This window comes from Pseudomonas sp. FG98 (genome assembly GCF_057808595.1).
This window is the reverse complement of record NZ_JBMDIJ010000027.1, coordinates 1-24,587: the sequence shown is the minus strand read 5'-3', so window position 1 is coordinate 24,587 and position 24,587 is coordinate 1. Positions and strand designations below refer to the sequence as shown.

Annotated in this window: 25 protein-coding genes; 11 read left to right on the top strand and 14 right to left on the bottom strand. The window is 64.4% G+C overall.

The features are described from left to right. The first annotated feature begins 59 nt into the window (after positions 1–59). Positions 60–353, top strand: coding sequence for a DUF3077 domain-containing protein (locus ACODSK_RS17130; RefSeq protein WP_489017790.1), 294 nt, complete (start codon positions 60–62; stop codon positions 351–353). Between the two features lie 127 nt (positions 354–480). On the opposite strand, the gene ACODSK_RS17125 is transcribed toward ACODSK_RS17130, so the two are convergent. Further along, positions 481–1,332, bottom strand: a complete 852-nt coding sequence (locus ACODSK_RS17125; protein ID WP_489017788.1) for a MaoC family dehydratase — start codon at positions 1,330–1,332, stop codon at positions 481–483. A gap of 2 nt (positions 1,333–1,334) precedes the next feature. Continuing rightward, on the bottom strand, positions 1,335–2,687 hold the full coding sequence (locus ACODSK_RS17120; protein ID WP_489017787.1) for a 3-oxoacyl-ACP reductase: 1,353 nt from the start codon (positions 2,685–2,687) through the stop codon (positions 1,335–1,337). Between the two features lie 117 nt (positions 2,688–2,804). On the opposite strand from ACODSK_RS17120, the gene ACODSK_RS17115 reads away from it, so the two are divergent. From ACODSK_RS17115 to ACODSK_RS17105, 3 genes are all read left to right on the top strand, one after another. Then, positions 2,805–4,082, top strand: a complete 1,278-nt coding sequence (locus ACODSK_RS17115) for an acetyl-CoA C-acetyltransferase (protein WP_489017786.1) — start codon at positions 2,805–2,807, stop codon at positions 4,080–4,082. A gap of 269 nt (positions 4,083–4,351) precedes the next feature. Further along, positions 4,352–5,143, top strand: a complete 792-nt coding sequence (locus tag ACODSK_RS17110) for an AraC family ligand binding domain-containing protein (RefSeq protein WP_489017785.1) — start codon at positions 4,352–4,354, stop codon at positions 5,141–5,143. 132 nt (positions 5,144–5,275) lie between these two features. Beyond that, positions 5,276–6,169, top strand: a complete 894-nt coding sequence (locus tag ACODSK_RS17105; protein ID WP_489017784.1) for a PA4780 family RIO1-like protein kinase — start codon at positions 5,276–5,278, stop codon at positions 6,167–6,169. Positions 6,170–6,289: 120 nt separating this feature from the next. Here ACODSK_RS17105 and cueR read toward each other — a convergent pair whose 3' ends face one another. The 3 genes from cueR to ACODSK_RS17090 are packed head-to-tail and all read right to left on the bottom strand — an operon-like array spanning position 6,290 to position 9,528. Next, a complete protein-coding gene (gene cueR, locus ACODSK_RS17100; RefSeq protein ID WP_489017783.1) occupies positions 6,290–6,688 on the bottom strand; it encodes a Cu(I)-responsive transcriptional regulator in 399 nt (132 codons plus the stop codon). Continuing rightward, the gene (locus ACODSK_RS17095) at positions 6,685–9,087 is read right to left on the bottom strand and encodes a heavy metal translocating P-type ATPase (protein ID WP_489017782.1); all 2,403 of its coding nucleotides are present in this window, start codon (positions 9,085–9,087) and stop codon (positions 6,685–6,687) included. Before ACODSK_RS17095 ends, cueR begins: the two co-directional genes overlap by 4 nt. Positions 9,088–9,141: 54 nt before the next feature. Further along, positions 9,142–9,528, bottom strand: coding sequence for a hypothetical protein (locus tag ACODSK_RS17090; RefSeq protein WP_489017780.1), 387 nt, complete (start codon positions 9,526–9,528; stop codon positions 9,142–9,144). A 147-nt stretch (positions 9,529–9,675) separates the two neighbouring features. On the opposite strand from ACODSK_RS17090, the gene ACODSK_RS17085 reads away from it, so the two are divergent. Both ACODSK_RS17085 and ACODSK_RS17080 read left to right on the top strand, forming a co-directional pair. Beyond that, positions 9,676–9,873, top strand: coding sequence for a heavy-metal-associated domain-containing protein (locus tag ACODSK_RS17085; protein ID WP_489017779.1), 198 nt, complete (start codon positions 9,676–9,678; stop codon positions 9,871–9,873). A gap of 175 nt (positions 9,874–10,048) precedes the next feature. Further along, positions 10,049–11,230, top strand: coding sequence for a multidrug effflux MFS transporter (locus ACODSK_RS17080; RefSeq protein WP_489017778.1), 1,182 nt, complete (start codon positions 10,049–10,051; stop codon positions 11,228–11,230). Here ACODSK_RS17080 and ACODSK_RS17075 read toward each other — a convergent pair. Both ACODSK_RS17075 and ACODSK_RS17070 read right to left on the bottom strand, forming a co-directional pair. Next, the gene (locus tag ACODSK_RS17075) at positions 11,214–11,381 is read right to left on the bottom strand and encodes a hypothetical protein (RefSeq protein WP_489017777.1); all 168 of its coding nucleotides are present in this window, start codon (positions 11,379–11,381) and stop codon (positions 11,214–11,216) included. The genes ACODSK_RS17080 and ACODSK_RS17075 overlap by 17 nt on opposite strands. Before the next feature lie 111 nt (positions 11,382–11,492). Beyond that, entirely contained in the window at positions 11,493–12,506 is a 1,014-nt protein-coding gene (locus ACODSK_RS17070; RefSeq protein ID WP_489017776.1) for a zinc-binding alcohol dehydrogenase family protein, read from the bottom strand. A 114-nt stretch (positions 12,507–12,620) separates the two neighbouring features. On the opposite strand from ACODSK_RS17070, the gene ACODSK_RS17065 reads away from it, so the two are divergent. Both ACODSK_RS17065 and ACODSK_RS17060 read left to right on the top strand, forming a co-directional pair. Next, on the top strand, positions 12,621–13,526 hold the full coding sequence (locus tag ACODSK_RS17065; protein WP_489017775.1) for a LysR family transcriptional regulator: 906 nt from the start codon (positions 12,621–12,623) through the stop codon (positions 13,524–13,526). Positions 13,527–13,991: 465 nt separating this feature from the next. Further along, the gene (locus ACODSK_RS17060; protein WP_489017774.1) at positions 13,992–14,714 is read left to right on the top strand and encodes an ArsR/SmtB family transcription factor; all 723 of its coding nucleotides are present in this window, start codon (positions 13,992–13,994) and stop codon (positions 14,712–14,714) included. Between the two features lie 36 nt (positions 14,715–14,750). Here ACODSK_RS17060 and ACODSK_RS17055 read toward each other — a convergent pair whose 3' ends face one another. From ACODSK_RS17055 to ACODSK_RS17040, 4 genes are all read right to left on the bottom strand, one after another. Beyond that, complete coding sequence (locus ACODSK_RS17055) at positions 14,751–15,704, bottom strand: adenosine deaminase (protein WP_489017773.1); 954 nt, start codon at positions 15,702–15,704, stop codon at positions 14,751–14,753. A 123-nt stretch (positions 15,705–15,827) separates the two neighbouring features. Continuing rightward, a complete protein-coding gene (locus ACODSK_RS17050) occupies positions 15,828–17,183 on the bottom strand; it encodes an 8-oxoguanine deaminase (RefSeq protein WP_489017772.1) in 1,356 nt (451 codons plus the stop codon). Between the two features lie 114 nt (positions 17,184–17,297). Then, positions 17,298–17,981, bottom strand: coding sequence for an SDR family oxidoreductase (locus ACODSK_RS17045; RefSeq protein WP_489017770.1), 684 nt, complete (start codon positions 17,979–17,981; stop codon positions 17,298–17,300). Beyond that, positions 17,978–18,343, bottom strand: coding sequence for a MerR family transcriptional regulator (locus tag ACODSK_RS17040; protein WP_489017769.1), 366 nt, complete (start codon positions 18,341–18,343; stop codon positions 17,978–17,980). Before ACODSK_RS17040 ends, ACODSK_RS17045 begins: the two co-directional genes overlap by 4 nt. Before the next feature lie 83 nt (positions 18,344–18,426). Here ACODSK_RS17040 and ACODSK_RS17035 point away from each other — a divergent pair, with 83 nt between their 5' ends. Next, entirely contained in the window at positions 18,427–18,852 is a 426-nt protein-coding gene (locus tag ACODSK_RS17035) for a hypothetical protein (RefSeq protein WP_489017768.1), read from the top strand. Positions 18,853–19,128: 276 nt separating this feature from the next. Here ACODSK_RS17035 and ACODSK_RS17030 read toward each other — a convergent pair whose 3' ends face one another. The 3 genes from ACODSK_RS17030 to ACODSK_RS17020 form a co-directional block, all read right to left on the bottom strand. Next, positions 19,129–19,713, bottom strand: coding sequence for an IMPACT family protein (locus tag ACODSK_RS17030; protein ID WP_489017767.1), 585 nt, complete (start codon positions 19,711–19,713; stop codon positions 19,129–19,131). Positions 19,714–19,724: 11 nt separating this feature from the next. Beyond that, complete coding sequence (locus ACODSK_RS17025) at positions 19,725–20,384, bottom strand: TetR/AcrR family transcriptional regulator (RefSeq protein ID WP_489017766.1); 660 nt, start codon at positions 20,382–20,384, stop codon at positions 19,725–19,727. Between the two features lie 99 nt (positions 20,385–20,483). Then, on the bottom strand, positions 20,484–21,401 hold the full coding sequence (locus ACODSK_RS17020) for a LysR family transcriptional regulator (RefSeq protein WP_489017765.1): 918 nt from the start codon (positions 21,399–21,401) through the stop codon (positions 20,484–20,486). Between the two features lie 117 nt (positions 21,402–21,518). Here ACODSK_RS17020 and aptA point away from each other — a divergent pair, with 117 nt between their 5' ends. Continuing rightward, complete coding sequence (gene aptA, locus ACODSK_RS17015; protein WP_489017764.1) at positions 21,519–22,865, top strand: omega-aminotransferase AptA; 1,347 nt, start codon at positions 21,519–21,521, stop codon at positions 22,863–22,865. 62 nt (positions 22,866–22,927) lie between these two features. Beyond that, positions 22,928–24,421, top strand: coding sequence for a CoA-acylating methylmalonate-semialdehyde dehydrogenase (locus ACODSK_RS17010; RefSeq protein ID WP_489017763.1), 1,494 nt, complete (start codon positions 22,928–22,930; stop codon positions 24,419–24,421). The last annotated feature ends 166 nt before the right edge of the window (positions 24,422–24,587 follow it).

Here is a 24,587-nt window from a genome sequence, read left to right as displayed (position 1 = left end):
CTTTTGTGTGGAAACAAACGGGTGTCGGCTTTGGTTGAAAAACTGAAAAGGAAAGCCAAATGAAGAAAATCGTCCCCGATCCACCCCTCGCACCAACCTGTTCCCGCTCTTTCGGTGACTGTCCCGGCAGCCATCCGCCCCTGTTCTCGGTCAATGCCGGGATCGATCCACACAGTGCCCTGGTGCATGCCTCGATGTTCCTGCGTTGTGCGTATGACTCGGCCCAGCAGTCGGTGGTGCCGGAGGCGGGTAGCAGCTTTCCGTGGTTGACCATGCATGCGGTGGAAGCCGCCAAGGGACTGGTCGATGCCTTGCTTGAGGGTATGGAGCAGCAGAGCTGGCAGCAGTCATAAGCTCTCGGTTGTGGCTGGCCGGTGACCCTGTGGGAGCGGGTTTACCCGCGATGGAGGCGGTGCATTCACTATCGTAATCGCGGGTAAACCCGCTCCCACAGGGTCACCAGCCAGCCGTTAGACCCGCTCAGGCTGGCTGCCAGATTCCGGTCATGTGTACCAGCCCAGCATGCCCACTCAAGCGAAACTGCCCATTCGCCGCCGCCTCACTGCCATCCAGGATCACCTCGCTGGGCAAGCGCACCGGCTTGTGAAAGTCCACCGCCACCTCATAGCCACTGCGTGGCAAGTGCCCGCGCAGGTGCGCCAGGGCCACGGCCTTGCTCCACATGCCATGGGCGATGGCCTGGGGGAAGCCGAACAGCTTGGCGCTGGCGGCACTGAGGTGGATCGGGTTGTAGTCGCCGCACACCCGGGCGTAACGCCGGCCGATATCGCTGTCGGCATACCAGCGGGTCAGCTCGCTCATCTCCAGGGGCTCGGCTGTCTCCACTTCCGGAGCCTCGCCTTCCACCTTCATCCCACGACACAGCATGCGGCTGGTTTCCGACCAGATCAGCCCGATGCTGTCCTCGGCATCGGTGCGCATATCAATGGTGGCGCCCTTTTCATGGGGCTGGAGGTTATCCACAGACACCGAGAAGCGCAGCCGCGAGACCCCACCCAGCGGCCGCAGCACGCGAATCCGGTTGCTCAGGTGGACCATGCCGAGCAACGGCGCGGGAAAGTCCTTGGCAGTGAGCAACTGCATCTGCAGGGCGAACGCCATCACATGGGGATAAGTCGGCGGCAGGCGCCCGTCGTTCACGAACAGGCAGAGCTTGCGATAGGCGGCGAGGTTGCCCTCGTCGACATTGATCCCACACCGCAGCCCGTAGCGGGGCAGGCTGTCGCCGCTGATCTTGCGTTTGCTCGCCGCCTTCAGGTACAGCCCGCCAAGGCCGGCGGTGGAGCCGAGGTCGTGCCAGGTCTGGGTCATGGTCAGGCCCCCATCACGGCCTGGCCGCAGACGCGCAGCACCTGGCCACTGACCGCGCCGCTGCCCGGCTGGGCCAGCCAGGCCACCGCTTCGGCGACGTCCTGGGGCAGGCCGCCCTGGCCCAGCGAGCTCATGCGCCGCCCGGCTTCGCGCAGGGTGAAGGGGATGGCCGCGGTCATGCGGGTTTCGATAAAGCCGGGGGCCACGGCATTGATGCTGATGCCGCGCTCGGCCAGCAGCGGCGCCCAGGCCTGGGCCAGGCCGATCAACCCGGCCTTGCTCGCGGCGTAGTTGGATTGGCCGCGGTTGCCGGCAATGCCGCTGATCGAGGCCATGACCACGATGCGCCCGTCATCGCGCAGGGCGCCGCCATCGATCAGGGCCTGGGTCAGCACGGCCGGGGCCTTGAGGTTGACCGCCATGACCGAGTCCCAGTATTCCGGGGTCATGTTGGCGAGGGTCTTGTCGCGGGTGATGCCGGCGTTGTGCACGACGATGTCGATGCCGTCCGGCAGGCCTTCGAGTAGCCGGGCCGGGGCATCGCTGGCGCAGATGTCGAGGTCCAGGGCGCGGCCGCCGAGGCGCTCGGCCAGGGCCTTGAGGTCATCGGCGGCCTGGGGCACGTCGAGCAGGACCACGTCGGCGCCATCCCGGGCCAGAGTCTCGGCGATGGACGCGCCGATACCACGTGCCGCGCCGGTAACCAGTGCCTTGCGCCCGGCCAAGGGGCGGGTCCAGTCCTGCACCTGGCTGGCGCAGGCTTCCAGGCGCAGGGCCTGGCCGCTGATAAAGGCGCTTTTCGGCGAGAGGAAGAAACGCAGCGCGCCCTCAAGCTGGTCCTCGGCATCCCGCGCCACGTAGAGCAGTTGCAGGGTGCCGCCGTTGCGCAGTTCCTTGGCCAGGGAGCGGGCGAAGCCTTCCAGGGCGCGCTGGGCGACCCGGGCCAGGACATCGTCGAGTTGCTCCGGCGGTCGTCCGAGAACCACCACATGGGCGCTGCGGTCCAGGCTGCGCAGCAATGGCTGGAAGAACTCGCGCAGTTGCTTGAGCTGGTCGATGTCGCTCAGGTGGCTGGCATCGAAGACCACCGCCTTGAGCTTGCTGCCCAGCCCGGCGACCCAGGTCGGCAGGCCGAGGGACTCGTCGGCGAAACTGAACAGCTCGCCGGTCAGGCGCTGGCCGAATTCCGCCACCTTCACTGCCAGCGGCCCGCCGCCGAGCAGCAGCGCCCCCTCCACGGGCCGCAGCCGGCCAGCTTCCCAGCGCTCCAGGCGGGCTGGTGCCGGCAGGCCGACAGCGCCTACCAGACGCCGGCCAAGGTCGGAGTTGGCGAAGTTGATATAGCGGTCGGTCATGGCACGTCTCCCTGAAATAAGCATCAGAGTGTGGACCATGATCGGCCGTTGGTCGTTCGAACCGGGAAAAAACTCCTACGCTCTATGCGTCTATTTCGGGAAAAAGGAATGTCTTGTATGCGAGCTTTGCGTCGGGTCGCGATCATCGGCGGCAATCGAATCCCTTTCGCCCGCTCCAATGGCGCCTATGCCACGGCCAGCAACCAGGTGATGCTGACCGCCGCCCTGGAAGGGCTGATCGAGCGCTTCGGCCTGCATGGCCAGCGCCTGGGCGAGGTGGTGGCGGGGGCGGTGCTCAAGCATTCCCGCGATCTCAATCTGACCCGTGAGTGCGTGCTCGGCTCGCGGTTGTCGCCGCAGACGCCGGCCTACGACATCCAGCTGGCCTGCGGCACCGGTCTGGAGGCGGCGCTGCTGGTGGCCAACAAGATCGCCCTCGGGCAGATCGACTGCGGTATCGCCGGCGGCGTCGATACCACCTCGGATGCGCCCATCGCGGTTAATGAGGGGCTGCGCCGGGTGCTGCTGGAGGCCAATCGCGGCAAGACCACCGGCGACAAGCTCAAGGCCCTGCTCAAGCTGCGCCCCTGGCACCTCAAGCCGGAGTTCCCGCGCAACGGCGAGCCGCGCACTGGCTTGTCCATGGGCCAGCATTGCGAGCTGATGGCGCAGCACTGGGGCATCGCCCGGGAAGATCAGGACGCCCTCGCTCTGCTCAGCCACCAGCACCTGGCGGCGGCCTTCAACGAGGGCTGGCAGGATGATTTGCTCACCCCGTTCCAGGGCCTGACCCGTGACAACAACCTGCGCCCCGACCTGACCCTGGAAAAGCTCGCGTCCCTCAAGCCGGTGTTCGAGCGCAATGGCAACGGCACCCTGACCCCCGGCAACTCCACGCCGCTGACCGATGGCGCGTCGGTGGTGCTGCTGGCCAGCGAGGAGTGGGCGAAGGAGCGCGGTCTGCCGGTGCTGGCCTATCTGCTGGATGGCGAGACCGCTGCGGTGGATTTCGTCAAAGGCCACGAAGGCCTGCTGATGGCGCCGGTCTATGCCGTACCGCGCCTGCTCGCACGCCATGGCCTGAGCCTGCAGGACTTCGACTACTACGAAATCCACGAAGCCTTCGCCGCGCAGGTGCTGTGCACCTTGAAGGCCTGGGAAGACCCCGAGTACTGTCGCGAGCGCCTCGGTCTGGAGCAGCCGCTGGGCAGCATCGACCGTTCGAAGCTGAACGTGAAGGGCAGCTCGCTGGCCGCCGGTCATCCCTTCGCCGCGACCGGCGGGCGGGTTCTGGCCAATATGGCCAAGCTGCTCGACCGGGCGGGTCAAGGGCGCGGCCTGATTTCGATCTGCGCCGCAGGTGGACAGGGGGTGACGGCGATCATCGAGCGTTGACTGGCCCAGATCATGCGACTGGCCCTGAACCCTGTGGGAGCCGGCATTGCCGGCGATGAGGCGCACAGCATCGACATCGATCTTGCTGGTTGGGTTGTTCTTTCAGGCCCTATCGCTGGCAATGCCAGCTCCCACAGGGTGCGCGTCAAGCTTGAGAGAATTGTGTAGATACCCATGCTTGCATGGGTGGAGTCTCGAATCATCTTGTAATAATTGCTGGCGGCGTTAACCTGCAAGGCAGTTTCCGTCTTGCGACATAAGGCCAAGCGATGCCGATCAACGGACAAAACACCTCACCCCGTCGGATTCCCGATATCACCGTGCTGCCGAGGCCGCTGTATGCGCGCGCGGAAAGCCTGGGCGCCGGCTCGTGGACGACCCGGCACCGGCATGACTGGGTGCAGTTTTCCTACGCTATCAGCGGGGTGCTTGGCGTATCCACCGCCGAGGGCAGCTACTTTGCGCCGCCGCAGTGGGGCGTGTGGGTGCCGGCCGGGGTCGAGCATGAGGTGACCGCCTCGACCCGCGCCGAGATGCGCAGCCTCTATATTCGCCGCAGCGATTCGGCCTGGGCGCCAGCACATTGTCGGGTGCTGGAGGTGACGCCGCTGGCCCGCGAGTTGATCAAGCAGTTTTGCCAGTATCCGGTGGAGTACCCGGAGGGCGAGAGCGACGAGGCGCATCTGGTCCGGGTTTTGCTCGATCAATTGCGTACCTTGCCGGAAGTGGAATTCTCCCTGCCCTTGCCGCAACACCCGGGCCTGCGCCAGGTGTGCGACAGGCTGCTGGAAAACCCCGATCACAACCTCGGCCTGGAGCACTGGGCACAGCAACTGGGCCGTTCGGAAAAGACCCTGATGCGCCTGTTCCAGCGCGAGACCGGCCTGAATTTCCGCGCGTGGCGCCAGCGCATGCGCCTGTTGTCCTCGCTGGAGGCCCTGGAGCAGGGCCAGAGCGTCACACAGGCGGCGCTGGGATGCGGTTACGATTCCACTTCGGCGTACATTGCCGCCTTCAAGGGGCTGTTTGGTGCCACTCCCGGGGAACTGTTCCGGGACTGAGCTGACGTAAATTGAAACTATCCCGCCTTTGATCCGAGACCATCTCCGGCAGGGCGCTTGAGCTATCGTGTGCGCCTCGCCTGAACGAGGCACCTCCATTTCAGTGGCACAAAGGAGCAAGAACAAAAGCCGATGAAGACTCCCAAACGGATAGAACCGCTGATCGAAGACGGTATGGTCGATGAAGTGCTGCGCCCGCTGATGAGCGGCAAGGAAGCAGCGGTCTACGTGGTGCGTTGCGGTCGCCAGCTGCGCTGCGCCAAGGTCTACAAGGAAGCCGACAAACGCAGCTTCCGCCAGGCCGCCGAGTACCAGGAAGGGCGCAAGGTGCGCAACAGCCGCCAGGCGCGGGCCATGGCCAAGGGCTCGAAGTACGGGCGCAAGGAAGCCGAGGAAGCGTGGCAGAACGCCGAAGTGGCGGCGCTGTTCCGTCTCGCCAGCGCCGGGGTACGGGTGCCCAAGCCCTACGATTTTCTCGATGGCGTGCTGTTGATGGAGCTGGTCACCGACGAAGACGGCCAGGCTGCGCCACGGCTTAACGATGTCCATCTGGAGGCCGACCAGGCCCGCGAGTACCACGCCTTCATCATTCGCCAGATCGTGCTGATGCTTTGCGCCGGCCTGGTCCATGGCGACCTTTCCGAATTCAACGTGCTGCTCGGGCCGGAGGGCCCGGTGATCATCGACCTGCCCCAGGCGGTGGACGCGGCGGCCAACAACCATGCCTTCAAGATGCTCGAACGGGATGTGGCGAACATGGCCCACTACTTCGGCCGCTTCGCTCCCGAGCTCAAGCAGACCCGCTATGCCAAGGAGATGTGGGCGTTGTACGAGGAGGGCAAGCTGCTGCCGGACAGCGTGCTGAGCGGGGACTGGCAGGATGACGAGCACACCGCCGATGTGGGCGGGGTGATGCGCGAGATCGAGGCGGCGAAGTTCGAGGATGCCCGGCGCCGGGCTGGCCGCGAAGAGGCCGAGCGCGGGCCGGTGAAGGGCGAGGAACCGCCGCCGCCGTGGGCGCAGTGAAGCCCTCATCGCTGGCAAGCCAGCTCCCACAGGGGCGGCACAGACCTTGAGACTTGTGCAGTACCTGTGGGAGCCGGCTTGCCGGCGATGAGGCATTTGGAGGCAGCATCAATCTGTTGTTCAGTGACAGCAGCCGGCCGCCAGGTCCTTGAGGATCGGGCAGTCGGGGCGGTCGTCGCCGTGGCAGTGGGCGACCAGTTCGCTGAGGGTGTCGCGCAGGCTGACCAACTCCTCGATGCGCCGGTTCAGGTCGGCGATGTGCTCATTGGCCAGCGCCTTGACGTCGGCGCTGGCGCGCTGGCGGTCCTGCCACAGGGTCAGCAGCTTCGCCACTTCTTCCAGCGAGAATCCCAGGTCCCGCGAGCGCTTGATGAAGGTCAGGCTGTGCAGGTCGTCCTGGCCGTAGAGGCGATAGCCGCTGTCGCTGCGCGAGGCGGGTTTGAGCAGGCCGATGGACTCGTAGTAACGGATCATCTTCGCGCTCAGGCCAGTGCGCCTGGCTGCCTGACCGATGTTCATGCCTTGTGTTCCTCCGTAGGGGTTTCCGGTTTCCAGGTTTTCAACAACAGCGCGTTGCTCACCACGCTGACGCTGGACAGGGCCATGGCCGCGCCGGCGAGGACCGGGTTGAGCAGGCCGAAGGCAGCCAGGGGAATGCCGATCAGGTTGTAGATGAAGGCCCAGAACAGGTTCTGGCGGATTTTCGCGTAGGTCTTGCGGCTGATCTCCAGGGCCGCCGGGACCAGGCGCGGATCGCCGCGCATCAGGGTGATGCCGGCAGCCTGCATGGCCACGTCGGTGCCGCCGCCCATGGCGATGCCGATATCGGCAGCGGCCAGGGCCGGGGCGTCGTTGATGCCGTCGCCGACCATCGCCACCACGCCGGATTTTTTCAGCGACGCCACTTCCGCCGCCTTGTCCGCCGGCAGCACCTCGGCGTGCACATCCTCGATACCCAGGGCCGTGGCCACCACGGCGGCGCTGCCGCGGTTGTCGCCGGTCAGCAGATGGCTGCTGATGTTTTCCGCGGCCAGTTGCTTGACCGCCTGTTCGGCACCGGGCTTGAGGCTGTCGCCGAAGGCGAACAGACCCAGCACGCGGGCCTGCGGGCTGCGCTCGATCAGCCAGGACAGGGTGCGGCCCTCGGCCTCCCAGGCCTGGGCATCGCTGGCCAGGTCGTCGGGTTGCAGGCCGCTTTCGTCGAGCAGGCGGCGATTGCCCAGGGCCAGGTCGCGGCCGTCGAGGTGGCCGGCGATGCCGCGTCCGGTCAGGGATTGGCTGTCCTGGATATCCGCTACGTTCAGGCCACGTTCCGCGCAGGCATCGAGCACGGCCTTGGCCAGCGGGTGTTCGCTGCCGCGCTGCAGGGCGCCGGCCAGTTGCAGCAATTGCGCGTCGTCGCCGTCCACGGCGTGCTGGTGGACGATGCGCGGGCTGCCGGAGGTCAGGGTGCCGGTCTTGTCGAACACCACGCGGTTGACCGCATGGGCCCGCTCCAGGGCTTCGGCGTCCTTGATCAGGATGCCGTGGCGCGCGGCCACGCCGGTGCCGGCCATGATTGCGGTGGGGGTGGCCAGGCCGAGGGCGCACGGGCAGGCGATCACCAGCACGGCCACGGCATTGATCAGGGCCACTTCCAGCGAGGCGCCGGCCAGCCACCAGCCGGTCAGGGTCAGCAGGGCCAGGACCAGCACGGTGGGGACAAACACCTGGCTGACCCGGTCCACCAGCTTCTGGATCGGTGCCTTGGCCGCCTGGGCGTCTTCCACCAGGCGGATGATCCGTGCCAGCACGGTTTCCGTGCCCAGCGCCAGGGTCCGCACCAGCAGGCGGCCTTCGCCGTTGATGGCGCCGCCGGTGACGCGGTCGCCGGGCTGTTTCGGCACGGGCAGGCTTTCGCCGCTGATCAAGGCTTCGTCGGCATGGCTTTGGCCTTCGACCACTTCGCCATCCACCGGAAAGCGCTCGCCTGGCTTGACCAGCACCAGGTCGTTGAGGCGCAGGGCGCTGATCGGCACATCGCGCTCGACCCCGTCCACCACCTGCAACGCCCGCTCCGGACGCAAGGCTTCGAGGGCGCGGATGGCACTGGCGGTCTGGCGCTTGGCGCGGCTTTCCAGGTACTTGCCGAGCAGGACCAGGGCGATCACCACCGCCGAGGCTTCGAAATACAGGTGCGGCGCCATGCCCGCATGGGCCTGGGACCATTCATAGAGGCTCAGGCCATAGCCGGCGCTGGTGCCGAGGGCGACCAGCAGGTCCATGTTGCCGGCACCGGCGCGCACGGCCTTGAAGGCGGCGACATAGAAGCGCGCGCCGAGAATGAACTGCACAGGCGTAGCCAGGGCGAACTGCGCCCAGGCCGGCAACATCCACGAGACACCGAAGGGTTGCAGGAGCATCGGCAGCACCAGCGGCAGGGCCAGCAGCAGCGCCAGGGCCACGGCCCAACGCTCGTTGCGCAGTCGGCGTTCGCCGTCGTCGCGGGTCTGGGCGCTGTCTTGAGGCAGGCTGGCGCTGTAGCCGGCACGCTCGACGGCGGCGATCAGCGTGGTGCTGTCGAGGTGGTCGAGCAGTTCGATATGGGCGCGTTCGCTGGCGAGGTTGACGCTGACCGATTGCACGCCGGGAACCTTTTTCAAGGCCCGCTCGACGCGGCCGGCGCAGGAGGCGCAGGTCATGCCGCCGATATTTAGTTCGATGGACTGGGTGGGCACGCTGTAGCCAGCCTGATTGACCGCTTCGACCAGGGCTGGCAAGCGGTCGGCCGGCGCCTGGACGCGGGCCTGCTCGGTGGCGAGATTGACATTGACCTGCTCGGCGCCGGCGACTTTGCGCAGCGCCCGTTCGACCCGACCGGCGCAACTGGCGCAGGTCATGCCGGCGATCGGCAGGTCGAAGGTGATTGACTCGGGCATGGGGCTCTCCTCCGTGGACTGGCCTCCAGCATCAACCTTGCCACGCTGGCAAGGTCAATAGCCCAGGTCGGCCTGCTTCAGGTAGAGGCCAGTGTGGCTCATGGCGATACGGTATTTATTGATCTGCCCGGCCTTCAGGTTGAGACGCTGGGAGCGCTGGTTCTCGATGCCGTTGAGGCAGCCTGGGGCTTGCCCCGGCAGCAGGCGCAAGCGCACGTCGACGTCACCGGCTGGCAGGTTGAAGGAGGTGGATTGTTCCTGGAACAGGCGGCCGGAGAGCTGGTCGTTGAGGTAGATTCCGATCTCGCAGTTGGTCGCCACTTCGAGGCGTTCGCGGGAAATGATCACCACGCTGTAATCCGACGGGCCTGCGGCGCTGGCCAGGGGGATCTGGCTGAACATACCGAGCAGACCGAGAAGGCCGAGTGCTGCCTTGCCCATGGCTGAAACTCCTGCTGATAAATCGACAAGCACGCAGCTTGGCCGACCCGGGCAAGGATTTCCAGCCCGGCAGCATCACGGCAAACTTGACCTTGCCCCGGTGGCAAGCTTGAGACTGCGGACAAATCCAACCAGGAGTCAGCAACGATGCAAGTATTCAACGTGGAAGGGATGACCTGCGGCCACTGCGTCAAGGCGGTGACCAACGCGGTGCAGCGCGAGGATGCGGCGGCGGAGGTCAAGGTGGATCTGGCGCAGAAGCAGGTGTCGGTGAAGAGTGAACTGCCGACCGAGCAGATTCTCGGGTTGATCCGGGATGAGGGTTACGAAGCGCGGGTGATCTGAGTCGATCCGGTGCCTTGTGGGAGCGGGTTCACCCGCGATTGCCATGGTGGGTCCAGCATCGCAATCGCGGGTGAACCCGCTCCCACAGGATCCGCAAACAGCCTCGTGATTTTTCACATATTTCCAGCAGGTCCCCGGTAGACTAGCCAACTTGCTTAGCTAGCTACGGATTCCCATGAACCTGCGAACCATCCTGATCCTCGGCGCCCTGAGTGCGTTCGGGCCGTTGGCGATCGACTTCTATCTGCCCGGCTTCCCGGCCATGGCACTGGCCTTCGGCACCGACGAGAAACATATCCAGAGCACCCTGGCCGCCTATTTCCTCGGCCTGTCCATCGGCCAGCTGGCCTATGGGCCGATCGCCGACCGCTTCGGCCGGCGCATCCCGCTGCTGGGTGGCGTGGTGCTGTTTACCCTGGCGTCCCTGGCCTGCGCCTACGCGCCAAGCCTCGATGCGCTGATCGCCGCGCGCTTCGTCCAGGCCCTCGGTGGTTGCGCCGGGATGGTGTTGTCCCGGGCCATCGTCAGCGATAAATGCGATGCGGTGGGCTCGGCCAAGGTCTTCTCGCAGTTGATGCTGGTGATGGGCCTGGCGCCGATCCTCGCGCCGATGCTCGGCGGGGTGCTGGTCAATCTGTACGGCTGGCAGTCGATCTTCATCGCCCTGACCTTGTTCAGTGCGCTGTGCACCCTGGCCGTCGCCCTGGGCCTGCCCGAGAGCCTGCCGGCCAATCAGCCACGGCCACCGTTGTCCGGTGCGCTGGGCCAGTACTGGCGCCTGCTCAAGGATCCGCGTTATCTCGGCCACGCCGTTACCGGCGGCATCGCCATGGCCGGGATGTTCGCCTATATCGCCGGTTCGCCTTTCGTTTTCATCAAGCTCTACGGCGTACCGGCCGAGCACTATGGCTGGCTGTTCGGTGCCAATGCTGCGGGGTTCATCCTGGTGGCGCAGATCAATGCGCGGCTGCTGGCCAAGCGTGGCCCGGCGTTCCTGCTGGCGCGGATGGTCTGGTTGTACCTGGCGGCGGGCGTGGTGCTACTGGGTGTCAGCGCGCTGCACACCGAGGCGCTGTGGCCGTTGCTGATCCCGCTGTTCGTCTGTATCGCCAGCCTCGGCTGCATCATCCCCAACGCCTCGGCCTGCGCCATGAACGGGCAGGGTGCGCGGGCGGGGAGTGCGTCGGCGTTGCTGGGTTGCCTGCAGTTCAGTGTCGCAGCAGGCGCGGCGGCACTGGTGGGCGTGTTGCATGATGGCAGTGCGATGCCCATGGCCATGGTCATCACCCTGTGCGGGGTGGCGGCGGTGACAGCGGCAACCCTGACCCGCCGCCTGCAGCTCAGCCGGCATGCCTGAACAACGGGTGGGGCGCGTTGATCCGGGCCTGAAGGGTATTGATGAAGGCCTTGGCCTCGGCCTCGCTGCGAAAACTCACTACATGCTGGTCAAGCCGGACCTCCCAGGGGCGGTCCGGTTTTTTGCCTGTCGCATCGAGCACTACTTTCATCGCGGCATACCTCCGGTTGGCAAAGGTCGCCCGATTGTAGGCGCGACTTTCCCGCGCGCGGCATGACCTGAGGCAAGTCGCGGACTGGCGGTCATGCCGCACGTCGGGTTGTCAGAAGCCTTCGAGGACGATCTTGCCCTTGGCCGCGCCACTCTCCAGCAACTGATGGGCGCGGCGCAGGTTTTCGGCGTTGATGGTGCCGAAATGCTCACCCAGGGTGGTCTTCAGCGTGCCCGCGTCGATCAGCTCGGCAACCCGGTTGAGCAGTTTGTGCTGCTCCAGCATGTCCGGGGTTTCGAACAGCGAACGGGTGTACATGAACTCCCAGTGCAGCGACAGGCTCTTGCGCTTGAGCTTGACCACGTCGAGCTGCTTGGGATCGTCGATCAGCGCCAGTTTGCCTTGCGGCGCCAGGGCCTCGACCAGTTGATCGAGGTGCTGGTCGGTCTGGGTCAGGCTGGCGACATGGGTGACGTGCTCCACGCCTTCGGCACGCAGGGCCTCGGCCAGCGGCTGGCGATGGTCGACCACCAGGTCGGCACCCAGCGCGCGGGCCCAGGCCTGGGTTTCAGGGCGCGACGCCGTACCGATCACGCGCAGGCCGGTGAGCTGGCGAGCCAGCTGGGTGAGGATCGAACCGACGCCACCGGCGGCACCGACGATCAGCAGGCTCTGGCCCAGGTCGGCCTTGCCCTCGGCGATCTGCAGGCGCTCGAACAGCAGTTCCCAGGCGGTGATCGCGGTCAGCGGCAGGGCGGCGGCTTCGGCGAAGCCCAGGGACTTCGGCATATGGCCGACGATGCGCTCGTCCACCACATGCAGTTCGCTGTTGCCGCCGGCACGGGCGATGGAACCGGCGTAGTAGACCTTGTCCCCTGGCTGGAACAGGCTGACTTCGCTACCGACTGCCTTGACCACGCCGGCCACGTCCCAGCCCAGTACCTTGGCTGCGCCCGGTTCCGGCTGGACGTTGCGGCGGACCTTGGTATCCACCGGGTTGACCGAGATTGCCCGGACTTCCACCAGCAGGTCTCGCGGGCCCGGTTCGGGGGTTGGCAGTTCGATATCTTGCAGGGCGGCGGCGTCTTCGATCGGCAGCGACTGATAATAGGCAATGGCTTTCATCGGCGGATTCCTCGTGAAGTGGATGGCGGCCATGATTGATCCTTTCGTTTCCGGTTAAAAGCCGCTAAAACCGCAGAAACTTTCAAAATAATTTTGAAGATGGAGGCTGCCGTCGTGCTGCGCTTCGATGATCTGCAATTGTTTGTCCGCGCCGCCGAGAATGGCAGCTTGTCGGCGGCGGCCCGCCTGCTGGACCTGTCGCCGGCGGTGGCCAGTGCGGCACTCAAGCGCCTGGAGGCACAGTTGGGGGGCCGCTTGCTGGCCCGCTCCACCCGCAGCCTGCGCCTGACCGCCGAGGGCGAGGGCTTTCTGGCCCATGCCCGGGCGGCACTGGCGAGCCTGGATGAAGGGCGGCGCTTGCTGGCCAGGGAACAGGACGAGGTCGCCGGGGTGTTGCAACTGTCGGCGCCGTCCGACTTCGGTCGCAATGTGCTGCTGCCCTGGCTGGACGAATTGCAGCAGGCCCATCCGCGGCTCAACGTGCGCCTGCTGCTGGGCGACCGCAACGCCGATCTGTTTCGCCAGCCGGTGGATATCGCCCTGCGCTACGGCACGCCCGAGGATTCCAGCCTGGTGGCGGTGCCGTTGTGTCCGGACAACCGCCGGGTGGTCTGCGCTTCGCCGGACTACCTGGCCCGCCACGGCGAGCCGCGCAGCGTCGCGCAACTGAGCGAGCACAATTGCCTGCTGTACCAGCTTGGCAGCGGTGTGCATGACCACTGGCGCTTTCAGGCGAACGGGCAGGAGCTGGGGGTGCTGGTCAGTGGCGACCGGTTCTGCGATGACGCCGATGTGGTGCGGCGCTGGGCCCTGGCCGGGGCCGGCATCGCCTACAAGTCATGGCTGGACGTGGCCGCCGATGTGCGTGCCGGGCGCCTGCGGGTACTGCTGGGGCAATACCGTGGCGAGTCCACGCCCCTGAACCTTTTGTGTACCCATCGCGCCCAGTTGGGCAAGCCGGTACAGCTCTTGAGTGCATTGCTCAAGGAGCGTTGTCGTACATTGCTTGATGATCTTTAAACGCAGTGCGTTTGATTATTGGCAGCGTCTTACATCCTCTGCGCATTTATTTGAAAGGCATCATTACTTTCAATGTAGGTGCATTGCTTTGGCGAGCCAGGCCGGGGGTGTTTTGCACTATCGGCGCACCCGTTAATCCATGGGCGTTTGCGGGCATATCAAGGGGCTGGTGCGGGGCATGAAGCCCGCCCCGGCAGGTTTCATGGGTCGGTAAACCTTCGCCGATCTGTCGTAAAACAGCGACGATTATCGGAAGTAAGCATGCTTATACTGAGCCGGGCAATTGCCGCCATCAAGATAATGTTTCCTCGGCTGAAATAGCGCTGGATGTGCTGTTCGGCACCAACTCTTTACTAAAGAAAACCGGGAGTAACTTCCCGGTGCAGGCCACCGTTCAACTTCGGTCTGCCCGGGAATGGGGGGAAACGCTATCTCGCCAATGACAATCACGCAGGGAGTGGAGACATGCAACCGATAGCCAGTATCAGCCAGGTCGCCAGTTTGATGGCTGACCCGAAACGCAGTGCCATGCTCTGGGCGCTGATCGATGGAATGGCGCGTCCATCGGAGGAATTGGCCATGTTGGCCGGCCTGACGCCCTCGTCGGCCTGTGCGCACCTGGCCCGGCTGTCGGCCAGCGGGCTGCTCAAGCGCGAAGCCCGTGGACGCAAGCGCTATTTCCGCCTGGCCGCCCCTGAAATCGGCACTGCGGTCGAGGCCCTGGCCAGCGTGGCGATACGCGATGTCGAGCCGCTGCTGGCCAGGCGGGAGCCCACGATCGGCGTGCCATTGGCGATGCGCAAGGCGCGTTTGTGTCGCGATCATCTGGGCGGCGAGGTGGCGGCAGACCTGCTTCAACGCCTGCTGGATGCCCAGTGGCTGCAGCAGACCGAGCAGCAACTGGATATCACCCTCACGGGAAGGGAGGCGTTCGCCAGCCTCGGCATTTTCATCGATGCCCTGGCGTTGCGCGATGGCCGGGTGTGCAGCCTGTGCAGTTGTTGCAGCGAAGTGGATGAACGCCGTCCGCACCTTGGCGGCGCATTGGGCAGCAGCGTGCTCAAGCTGTTCGTGCAGTCCGGCTGGGTGCGGATCACCGACGAGTCGCGGGCGGCGCAGGTAACCGCGGTGGGCTTGCGCGGCATCCAGCAGATCGCGCGGATGCCGCCCCCGATGCTGATCGGGTGACGGCGGGAGCCGCTCGCCACAGTGGGCGAGCGGGTGTCAGGCCTTGACCAGACGGGCGTCGAGGCTGTTCTGCGCCAGGCGACGGGCCTGGTCCTGGGTCATGCCCAGGTGAGTGTGCAGGGCGTGGAAGTTTTCGGTGACATAGCCGCCGAAGTAGGCCGGGTCGTCCGAGTTCACCGTGACCTTCACCCCACGCTCGAGCATGTCGAGGATGTTGTGCTGGCTCATGTGGTCGAACACGCACAGCTTGGTGTTGGACAGCGGGCACACGGTCAGCGGGATCTGCTCGTCGATGATGCGCTGCATCAGGCGCTCGTCCTCGATGGCGCGCACGCCGTGGTCGATGCGCTGGATCTTCAGCAGGTCGAGGGCTTCCCAGATGTACTCGGGCGGGCCTTCCTCGCCGGCGTGGGCGACGGTCAGGAAGCCTTCGCTGCGAGCGCGGTCGAAGACGCGCTGGAACTTGCTGGGCGGGTGGCCCATTTCCGAGCTGTCGAGGCCGACGGCGACGAAAGCATCGCGGAAGGGCAGGGCCTGGTCGAGGGTCTTGTGCGCCTCTTCCTCGCTGAGGTGGCGCAGGAAGCTGAGGATCAGCCCGCTGCCGATACCCAGTTGCTCGCGACCGTCCTTCAGTGCGCGGGTGATGCCGTCGAGCACCACTTCGAAGGGAATGCCGCGATCGGTGTGGGTCTGCGGGTCGAAGAAGGGCTCGGTATGAATGACGTTCTGCGCCTTGCAGCGTTGCAGGTAGGCCCAGGTCAGGTCGTAGAAGTCCTGCTCGGTACGCAGTACGTCGGCGCCCTGGTAATACAGGTCGAGGAATTCTTGCAGGTTATTGAAGGCGTAGGCCGCGCGCAGGGTTTCGACATCGTTCCACGGCAGCGCGATCTTGTTGCGCTCGGCCAGGGCGAACAGCAGCTCGGGCTCCAGCGAACCTTCCAGATGGAGGTGCAGTTCTGCCTTGGGCAGCGCGTTAAGCCAGTCGTACATGGGGAAATCTCATCAGGTGCAATCGGCGCATTCTACAGAGGTTGTCAGACCGGTGCGGTGAAACCTGACCGGCAAGTTGAACTATAGAAGCGCCGTGCTCCGTGCAGCGGACAAAAAACGCAGTCAGCCAGCGATCAGTTGCGCAGCGGCCTTGCGGTGCCTGGCGATCAATTGCTGGAGATCCAGGCCTTCGACCTGGCCGTCGATCACGCGCCAGTGGCCACCGATCATCACTCGATCGGCCCGGTCGGCACCGCACAGCAGCAGGGCGGAAAGCGGGTCGTGACTGCCGGAGAAACGCAGCTCGTCGAGCTTGAACAGGGCCAGGTCGGCCTGCTTGCCTACGGCGAGCTCGCCGATGTCGGTCCGCCCCAGCAGTTTTGCCGAGCCGCGGGTGGCCCAGCTCAGCACCCGTTCCGGGGTGATGGCCTCGGCGCCGTAGCGCAGGCGTTGCAGGTAGAGGGCCTGGCGGGCTTCGAGAATCATGTTGGAGGCATCGTTGGAGGCCGAGCCGTCCACGCCGATGCCGACGGGAGCGCCGGCATCGGTCAAGGCCACTGTCGGGCAGATGCCCGAGGCCAGGCGCATGTTCGAGCTGGGACAGTGGCTGATGCCGGTACCGGCCGCGCCGAGGCGGGCGATTTCATCGGTGTTGAAGTGGATGCCGTGGGCCAGCCAGGTGCGTGGTCCGAGCCAGCCGACGCTGTCGAGGTAATCCACGGTGCGCAGGCCGAAGCGTTGCAGGCAGAAAGCCTCTTCGTCGAGGGTTTCGGCAAGGTGGGTGTGCAGGCGGACGTCCAGCTCTTCGGCCAGTTCGGCACTGGCGCGCATGATTTCCGGGGTGACCGAGAACGGCGAGCAGGGCGCCAGGGCGATCTGGATCTGCGCGCCGGCACCGCGCTCGTGGTAGCTGTGGATAAGTCGTTGGCTGTCGGCCAGGATCACTTCGCCTTGTTGCACCGTCTGTTGTGGCGGCAGGCCGCCATCGGCTTCGCCCAGGCTCATGGAACCGCGGGTCAGCATGGCGCGCATGCCCAGTTTGCGGGTGGCTTCGACCTGAACGTCGATGGCGTTTTCCAGGCCGTTGGGGAACAGGTAGTGGTGGTCGGCGGCGGTGGTGCAGCCGGACAGCAACAGTTCGGTCAGGGCCACCTGGGTCGCCAGCTCCAGCCTGGCCGGGGTGAGGCGGGCCCAGACCGGGTACAGGGTCTTCAGCCAGGGAAACAACGGCTGATTTACCACCGGTGCCCAGGTCCGGGTGAGGGTCTGGTAGAAGTGGTGGTGGGTGTTGATCAGGCCTGGCAAGACTACGTGCTCGCGGGCATCGAAGGTCTGTTGGCAAGGCAGGAAGGGGACCTGGCCGAGGGCCAGGACTTCACGAATGGCACCGTCTTCGATGACCAGGCCGCCGCGGGCATCGAGCTCGTTGGCGGTGAAGATGGCGAGGGGGTTTTTCAGCCAGGTACGGTTCGCGGGCATTTTGCCGGCTCCTCTGAAAGTGGGTTCAGGTTCGCCAGCTCAGTGTTGCCCTGTCTGCTGATCCAGGTCCGCCGCGGTGGGCGAGGCGCGAGTCTACACCCACCGCGTTGGCGATCACCAGATCAGCGCGTCGCCCTTGTAGTTGATGTAATGCACGCCTGGTTTGCCGGTGTAAGCCTTGACCTGTTCGACCATGCCGCGGGTGCTGGTGGCCACGTCGATATCGGCACCTTCGCCCCCCATGTCGGTCTTGACCCAGCCCGGGTGCATGGCCAGTACGCTCAGGCGGGTATCGCCAAGGCGCACGACGAAGCTGTTAATCATCGAGTTGAGCGCGGCCTTGCTGGCCTTGTACAGGGCCAGGTCCGGGGCGTCCGGAATGGCCACGCTGCCCAGTATCGAGCTCATGAAGGCGATGACCCCGCCGTTCTCGCGCAGTTGCCCGGCGAAGCGTTGGGCAACGCGGATCGGCGCCACGCTGTTGGTCATGAACAACTCGCCGATGTCGGCGAGTTGTGCGGCTTCGGCGTCCTGGTTGTCCGGGCCCTTGACCCCGGCGTTGACGAACAGCAGGTCGAAGGTCTGGCCGGCGAGCTGTTTCTGCAAGGCGTCGAGCTGGACGGGGCTGTTCATTTCCAGGGTTTCCACCTGCACACCCGGCAGCGCCTTGAGCGCGCCGGCCTTGGCTGTGTCGCGCACGGTGGCGACCACCTTCCAGCCGTCTTCGCTCAGGCGTTCCGCCAGGCCCAGGCCAAGGCCGCGGGAGGCGCCGATGATGAGGGCGGTTTTCGTAGTCATGCGGGAGCTCCTTTCAAGGTGAGGGGACAGCGGTCTTCCAGGCGCTGCTTGAGCGCCTGGCGCAGTTCGACAAGGGCATCGATGCGCGCCTCGATCAGTGCCAGCTTGTCCTGGATGAAGCGGGTTACCAGTGCTTCGGGGTCTTGTGCCCGCCACAGTTCGGCGACGTTCTGGCTGATTTCGCCAAGGCTGAAACCAAGTTTCTGCGCGGTCTTGATCAGCAGCACCAACTGCACGGTCTCTACCGGATAGTCACGATAGCCGTTGGCGCTGCGGTTGGAGCGGATAAGGCCGCGTTCTTCATAAAAACGCAGGGTGTCGCGGCTGACGCTGCAGGTCTGCGCCAATTCTCCGATACGCACGGGCATTCCTGGGGAAGGGGTTGACCCTGGAGCATACTCCAGGCTTTAGCCTGCCGCCCTCACTTTCCAACAAGGAGCGGTATATGTGGAGCCAGAGCGGTTATCGGGGGTTGGTCAGGGCCAGTGGCTGGTATGACTTGCTGGTGACGGCGGCGTTCGTCACACCCTGGAGCCTGATGTTGTTGCACGGCTTTTTGCGGCAGCTCAGCGCGCAATGGGGACTGGATGGTGAGCTGCCGGAGTTCGCCCCGTTGTACGGGCTGATGGCCAATCTGATGGGGTCGATCGTGTGTGTGTGGTCGATCCTGCGTATTCGTGACCCACAAATGCAGTTCGGCCGTTATGACGCGGCAGGTCGCCTGCTGTTCGCGACCTGGCAGGGGTATGCCTTGATGCACGGCGCTACCCAGCTGCTTTGGGGGATTCTGGTGATGGAGCTGGCGTGGGCTGTCCTGCAACTTTGGCCGGTGCGGGAAACTGTTCAAAAAACGATCAATCAAGCCGGGTGACGGCCTGGCAAGCGATTGGCGCAGGCATACAGAGTTTATCCACAGCTTGCTCCACAGTATCTGTGAGCAAGCCGCCTGGCTGGGTATAAGCCCGGATTCGCTGTCTTCCAAAGGCGATAAACGCTGTTAAGCGCCTGATTTTTCGCTGAATGAATCGCTGTCATCAAATCTTGATCAAAATATGATCGTTCCGCTGCAAGCCTTGCTACAGAAGGCTTGCAGCGGCCTGCCCAGAGGTTATCCACAGTCAGGCCCACAGTGGATGTGGGCAAGTGTTCAGCTGGTTTCGAGGAGGATGCGGCCGCGGCTGAGGTCGGCCAGTTGGCGCTGCACGCTGTCAATGTGCTCGGCTCCGAGCGCCAGTTGCACATCCACGCCGTTGGCGGTGAATGTTTCGTCGAGGATCACACCGTCCGCTTCGGCGACCCGCAGTTTGAGCAGGGCCAGTTCGCTGAAGGAACAACTGCATTTCAGCTCGGTACGACTTATCAACAGGCGCTTCGGCGCCTGCTGCAGGCACTTGTTGGCGCCACCGCCATAGGCCCGGGCCAGGCCGCCGGTGCCTAGCTGGATACCGCCGTACCAGCGGATCACCAGGACCACCACCTGGTCGCAATCCTGCGCTTCGATAGCCGCGAGGATTGGCCGTCCGGCGGTGCCGCCGGGTTCGCCATCGTCACTGCTGCGGTATTGCGCGCCGATCTTCCACGCCCAGCAATTGTGGGTGGCGGCCAGGTCGCTGTGCTGTTCGAGAAAAGCCTGGGCGTCGGCGGGCGTGCTGATCGGCGCGGCCAAGGTGATGAAGCGACTCTTGCGAATCTCTTCGCGGTATTCGCAGGTGTCGAGCAGGGTAGAAGGCATACGCGGGGTGTTCAGTTCGGCGGTGTCAGGCCACAGCCTTTGAGAATGATGTGGATAAGGTTGTTGCCGGCCTCTTCCATGTCCTGCTTGGTCAGGCGGCTGCGGCCGGTGACCTGGCAGATCTGCGTGGCGAAGTCGGCGTAATGCTGGGTGCTGCTCCACAGCAGGAAGATCAGGTGCACGGGGTCGATCCTGTCCATCTTGCCGGCGTCGATCCAGGCCTGGAACACCGCCGCGCGCCCTTTGAACCACTCGCGGTAGTCCTGGCTGAAGTAGTCGGTCAGGCAATTGCCGCCGCTGATGATTTCCATGGCGAAGATCCGCGAGGCCTGCGGATTGCGCCGGGAAAACTCCATCTTCGCGCGGATGTACTGGGCCAGGGCCTGGGCCGGGTCGTCTTCGACGCTGAGGGCGTTGAAGGTGCTGTCCCACAACTCGATGATGTTGCTCAGGACGGCGATGTACAGCCCCAGCTTGTTGGTGAAGTAGTAGTGCAGGTTGGCCTTGGGCAGCCCGGCATTCAGGGCGATGGTGTTCATGCTGGTGCCCTTGAAGCCGTGACGGGCGAATTCGTCCTCGGCGGCCTGGATGATCGCCTGCTCGTTCTTCTGGCGGATACGTCCGGCGGGCTTGGCGGCGAGTGTTCGGTGGGCAGGCACTTCAAGGGTCATGGGCAATTCCGGCAAGCAGGGAAATTTAGGCACATGCGTTGATACCCCAGGCACGGCGGGCAGACAAGCGCGAAGACGCGAGAATATCGCAATTGCGTCCTAACGTGTCGCAGCCAGGCTCTCCAGGAAGCTTTCCAGGACCAGATGTGGACGCCGCCCCTTGCGCGTGACCCAGGCCAGGGACAGGTCATAGAAACGTTCGGTGGGCTTGAGCGCGCGCAGTCGACCCTGTTGCACCCAGAACGTGGCGTAGTGATCTGGCAGGTAACCGATGTAGCGACCGGTGAGGATCAGGAAGGCAATGCCTTCACGGTCCGAGGCGCTGGCGGTGCAATGCAGTGCCTGGTGCAGGGCCTGGATTTCGGCGGGCAGGCGGTAGGTGGGGGCGATGGCGTCCTGGGCGTTGAGGCGCTGATCGTCCAATTGCCGGTCGTCGACATAGAACAGCGGGTGACCGACCGCGCAGTAGAGCAGCGAGCGCTCGCTGTACAGCGGCTGGTATTCGAGGCCGGACAGCGGACTGGCCTGGGGCACTACGCCAACGTGCAGGCTGCCGTCGAGTACGCCCTGTTCGACCTGGCTGGGTGGAATCATGCGGATACGAATTCGCACGTCCGGGCCGCGGTCCTTGAGCTGGGCCAGGGCGTGGGTGATGCGCATGTGGGGCATGGTCACCAGGTTGTCGGTGAGGCCGATGTTCAGCTCGCCACGCAGGTGCTGGTGCAGGCCGTTGACCTCGGTGCGGAAGCTTTCCAGGGCGCTGAGCAACTGCAAGGCCGAGTGGTAGACCTCGCGGCCTTCCTCGGTCAGGGAGAAACCGGCACGGCCGCGCTGGCACAGGCGCAGGCCGAGGCGCTGTTCCAGGTCGCCCATCTGCTGGCTGATGGCCGAGCGGCCGATGCCCAGCACGTTCTCCGCCGCCGAGAAACCGCCGCATTCGACCACGCTGCGGAAAATCTTCAGCAGGCGGATATCGAAATCGCTGACCTGGGAAAGCGGTTCGGGGCGGCGGCTCATAGTTTAGTGTCCGGTAATCCAAAGATTGGAAAAGTAGAGTTTTCCAGACTTTATAGCCGTGACAAGTTATCGGCAACTCAACGAATGCTGTTCAACCTGTCTTGCGAGGTCGTGTCGATGAACCTGCCTGAAAACGCTCCTGTCGGTCTGGCCAGCCAGCTCAAGCTGGATGCGCACTGGATGCCGTATACCGCCAACCGCAATTTCCAGCGCGATCCGCGCCTGATCGTCGCCGCCGAAGGCAACTATCTGGTGGACGACAAGGGCCGCAAGATCTTCGACGCACTCTCTGGCCTGTGGACCTGCGGCGCCGGTCACACCCGCAAGGAAATCCAGGAAGCCGTTGCTCGCCAGTTGGGCGTGCTGGACTACTCGCCGGCCTTCCAGTTCGGCCATCCGCTGTCGTTCCAGTTGGCGGAAAAAATCACCGAGCTGACTCCGGGCAACCTGAACCACGTCTTTTATACCAACTCCGGTTCCGAGTGCTGTGACACCGCGGTGAAAATGGTGCGTGCCTACTGGCGCCTGAAGGGCCAGGCCACCAAGACCAAGCTCATTGGCCGTGCCCGTGGCTACCACGGCGTGAACATCGCCGGTACCAGCCTGGGTGGCGTGAACGGCAACCGCAAGCTGTTCGGCCAGTTGCTGGATGTCGACCATATTCCGCACACCGTGCTGCCGGGCAATGCCTTTACCAAGGGCATGCCGGAAGAGGGCGGCATCGCCCTGGCCGATGAAATGCTCAAGCTGATCGAGCTGCACGATGCGTCGAACATTGCCGCGCTGATCGTTGAACCGCTGGCTGGTTCCGCCGGCGTCCTGCCGCCGCCCAAGGGTTATCTGAAACGCCTGCGGGAAATCTGCGACCAGCACAACATCCTGCTGATCTTCGACGAGGTCATCACTGGCTTCGGTCGCATGGGTGCCATGACCGGTGCCGAGGCGTTCGGCGTGACTCCGGACCTGATGTGCATCGCCAAGCAGGTTACCAACGGTGCCATCCCGATGGGCGCAGTGATCGCCAGCAGCGAGATCTATCAGACCTTCATGAACCAGCCGACCCCCGAGTATGCGGTGGAATTCCCCCACGGCTACACCTACTCGGCACACCCGGTCGCCTGCGCTGCCGGTATCGCTGCGCTGGATCTGCTGCAGAAGGAAAACCTGGTGCAGTCCGCCGCTGAACTGGCGCCGCATTTCGAGAACGTGCTGCACGGCATCAAGGGCACCAAGAACGTCATCGACATCCGCAACTACGGTCTGGCCGGCGCGATTCAGATCGCTGCACGGGATGGTGACGCCATCGTCCGTCCATACGAAGCGGCGATGAAACTGTGGCAAGCCGGCTTCTATGTACGCTTTGGCGGCGACACCCTGCAGTTCGGCCCGACCTTCAATACCAAGCCGCAGGAGCTGGACCGCCTGTTCGACGCGGTTGGCGAAGCGCTGAACGCCATCGACTGATCGATTCCTCTTCCCGGGGCGGGCCGCGTGGCCTGCCCGAACCTGAATACTGGAGTTATTGCATGAGTACCGTTGCACATCTGATCAATGGCGAGCTGGTTTCCCCAAACGAACGCACTGCTGACGTTTTCAACCCGTCCACCGGGCAGGCGATCCACAAGGTGGCGCTGGCCAGCCGCGCTACCGTGCAGCAGGCGATCGACGCGGCCAAGGCAGCGTTCCCGGCCTGGCGCAATACGCCTCCGGCCAAGCGTGCTCAGGTGATGTTCCGCTTCAAGCAACTGCTGGAGCAGAACGAAGCACGTATTTCCCAACTGATCAGCGAAGAGCACGGCAAGACCCTGGAAGACGCCGCCGGTGAACTGAAGCGCGGGATCGAGAACGTCGAGTTCGCCTGTGCTGCGCCGGAAGTGCTGAAGGGTGAGTACAGCCGTAATGTCGGCCCGAATATCGATGCCTGGTCTGATTTCCAGCCTCTGGGCGTGGTGGCTGGTATCACGCCGTTCAACTTCCCGGCGATGGTGCCGCTGTGGATGTATCCGCTGGCGATTGCTTGCGGCAACACCTTTATTCTCAAGCCGTCCGAGCGTGATCCGAGCTCGACTCTGCTGATCGCACAACTGCTGCAGGAAGCGGGCCTGCCGAAAGGCGTGCTGAACGTGGTGCATGGCGACAAGGAAGCTGTCGATGCGCTGATCGAGGCGCCGGAAGTGAAGGCGCTGAGCTTCGTTGGTTCGACGCCGATCGCCGAATATATCTATTCCGAAGGCACCAAACGCGGCAAGCGCGTTCAGGCACTGGGCGGGGCGAAGAACCACGCGGTGCTGATGCCGGATGCGGATCTGGATAACGCGGTCAGCGCACTGATGGGCGCGGCCTACGGTTCCTGCGGCGAGCGCTGCATGGCGATCTCGGTGGCGGTGTGCGTGGGCGACCAGGTCGCCGATGCGCTGGTGGCCAAGCTGGTTCCGCAGATCAAGGGGCTGAAGATTGGCGCCGGTACTTCCTGTGGCCTGGATATGGGGCCGCTGGTGACTGCGGCGGCGCGGGACAAGGTTGTCGGCTATATCGACGATGGCTTGGCTGCTGGTGCCGAACTGGTGGTGGATGGGCGTGGTTTCCGCGTCGCTGGCCACGAAGACGGCTACTTTGTGGGGGGTACACTGTTCGATCGCGTCACGCCGGAAATGCGTATCTATAAAGAAGAGATCTTTGGGCCGGTGCTGTGCGTGGTTCGGGTGAACAGCCTGGAACAGGCAATGCAACTGATCAACGATCACGAATATGGCAACGGTACCTGCATCTTCACTCGTGATGGTGAAGCTGCGCGGTTGTTCTGCGACGAGATCGAAGTGGGCATGGTCGGCGTCAACGTGCCGTTGCCGGTACCGGTGGCTTACCACAGCTTCGGTGGCTGGAAGCGTTCGCTGTTTGGCGACCTGCATGCCTATGGTCCGGATGGTGTGCGTTTCTATACCCGGCGCAAGGCGATCACCCAGCGTTGGCCGCAGCGTGCCAGCCATGAGGCTTCGCAATTCGCATTCCCCAGCCTGTAACCTGGTTGCGTAGCTATATATAAGAAGCGGGGAGGCCTTTTGGCCTCCCCGCTTTGCTTTTAAGGACTATCTGGGGCGAATGACATATTTGTTGCAATAAGTGCTTGACGTCCCGTTTTATGTCTCTATAATTCGCCCCACTTCCGGCGCAGTCGGAACGGAAAAC

Coding starts and splice junctions, on each gene's coding strand:
- ACODSK_RS17130 (WP_489017790.1), top strand. CDS start 60: ATGAAGAAAATCGTCCCCGATCCACCCCTCGCACCAACCTGTTCCCGC.
- ACODSK_RS17125 (WP_489017788.1), bottom strand. CDS start 1,332: ATGACCCAGACCTGGCACGACCTCGGCTCCACCGCCGGCCTTGGCGGG.
- ACODSK_RS17120 (WP_489017787.1), bottom strand. CDS start 2,687: ATGACCGACCGCTATATCAACTTCGCCAACTCCGACCTTGGCCGGCGT.
- ACODSK_RS17115 (WP_489017786.1), top strand. CDS start 2,805: ATGCGAGCTTTGCGTCGGGTCGCGATCATCGGCGGCAATCGAATCCCT.
- ACODSK_RS17110 (WP_489017785.1), top strand. CDS start 4,352: ATGCCGATCAACGGACAAAACACCTCACCCCGTCGGATTCCCGATATC.
- ACODSK_RS17105 (WP_489017784.1), top strand. CDS start 5,276: ATGAAGACTCCCAAACGGATAGAACCGCTGATCGAAGACGGTATGGTC.
- cueR (WP_489017783.1), bottom strand. CDS start 6,688: ATGAACATCGGTCAGGCAGCCAGGCGCACTGGCCTGAGCGCGAAGATG.
- ACODSK_RS17095 (WP_489017782.1), bottom strand. CDS start 9,087: ATGCCCGAGTCAATCACCTTCGACCTGCCGATCGCCGGCATGACCTGC.
- ACODSK_RS17090 (WP_489017780.1), bottom strand. CDS start 9,528: ATGGGCAAGGCAGCACTCGGCCTTCTCGGTCTGCTCGGTATGTTCAGC.
- ACODSK_RS17085 (WP_489017779.1), top strand. CDS start 9,676: ATGCAAGTATTCAACGTGGAAGGGATGACCTGCGGCCACTGCGTCAAG.
- ACODSK_RS17080 (WP_489017778.1), top strand. CDS start 10,049: ATGAACCTGCGAACCATCCTGATCCTCGGCGCCCTGAGTGCGTTCGGG.
- ACODSK_RS17075 (WP_489017777.1), bottom strand. CDS start 11,381: ATGAAAGTAGTGCTCGATGCGACAGGCAAAAAACCGGACCGCCCCTGG.
- ACODSK_RS17070 (WP_489017776.1), bottom strand. CDS start 12,506: ATGAAAGCCATTGCCTATTATCAGTCGCTGCCGATCGAAGACGCCGCC.
- ACODSK_RS17060 (WP_489017774.1), top strand. CDS start 13,992: ATGCAACCGATAGCCAGTATCAGCCAGGTCGCCAGTTTGATGGCTGAC.
- ACODSK_RS17055 (WP_489017773.1), bottom strand. CDS start 15,704: ATGTACGACTGGCTTAACGCGCTGCCCAAGGCAGAACTGCACCTCCAT.
- ACODSK_RS17050 (WP_489017772.1), bottom strand. CDS start 17,183: ATGCCCGCGAACCGTACCTGGCTGAAAAACCCCCTCGCCATCTTCACC.
- ACODSK_RS17045 (WP_489017770.1), bottom strand. CDS start 17,981: ATGACTACGAAAACCGCCCTCATCATCGGCGCCTCCCGCGGCCTTGGC.
- ACODSK_RS17035 (WP_489017768.1), top strand. CDS start 18,427: ATGTGGAGCCAGAGCGGTTATCGGGGGTTGGTCAGGGCCAGTGGCTGG.
- ACODSK_RS17030 (WP_489017767.1), bottom strand. CDS start 19,713: ATGCCTTCTACCCTGCTCGACACCTGCGAATACCGCGAAGAGATTCGC.
- ACODSK_RS17025 (WP_489017766.1), bottom strand. CDS start 20,384: ATGACCCTTGAAGTGCCTGCCCACCGAACACTCGCCGCCAAGCCCGCC.
- ACODSK_RS17020 (WP_489017765.1), bottom strand. CDS start 21,401: ATGAGCCGCCGCCCCGAACCGCTTTCCCAGGTCAGCGATTTCGATATC.
- aptA (WP_489017764.1), top strand. CDS start 21,519: ATGAACCTGCCTGAAAACGCTCCTGTCGGTCTGGCCAGCCAGCTCAAG.
- ACODSK_RS17010 (WP_489017763.1), top strand. CDS start 22,928: ATGAGTACCGTTGCACATCTGATCAATGGCGAGCTGGTTTCCCCAAAC.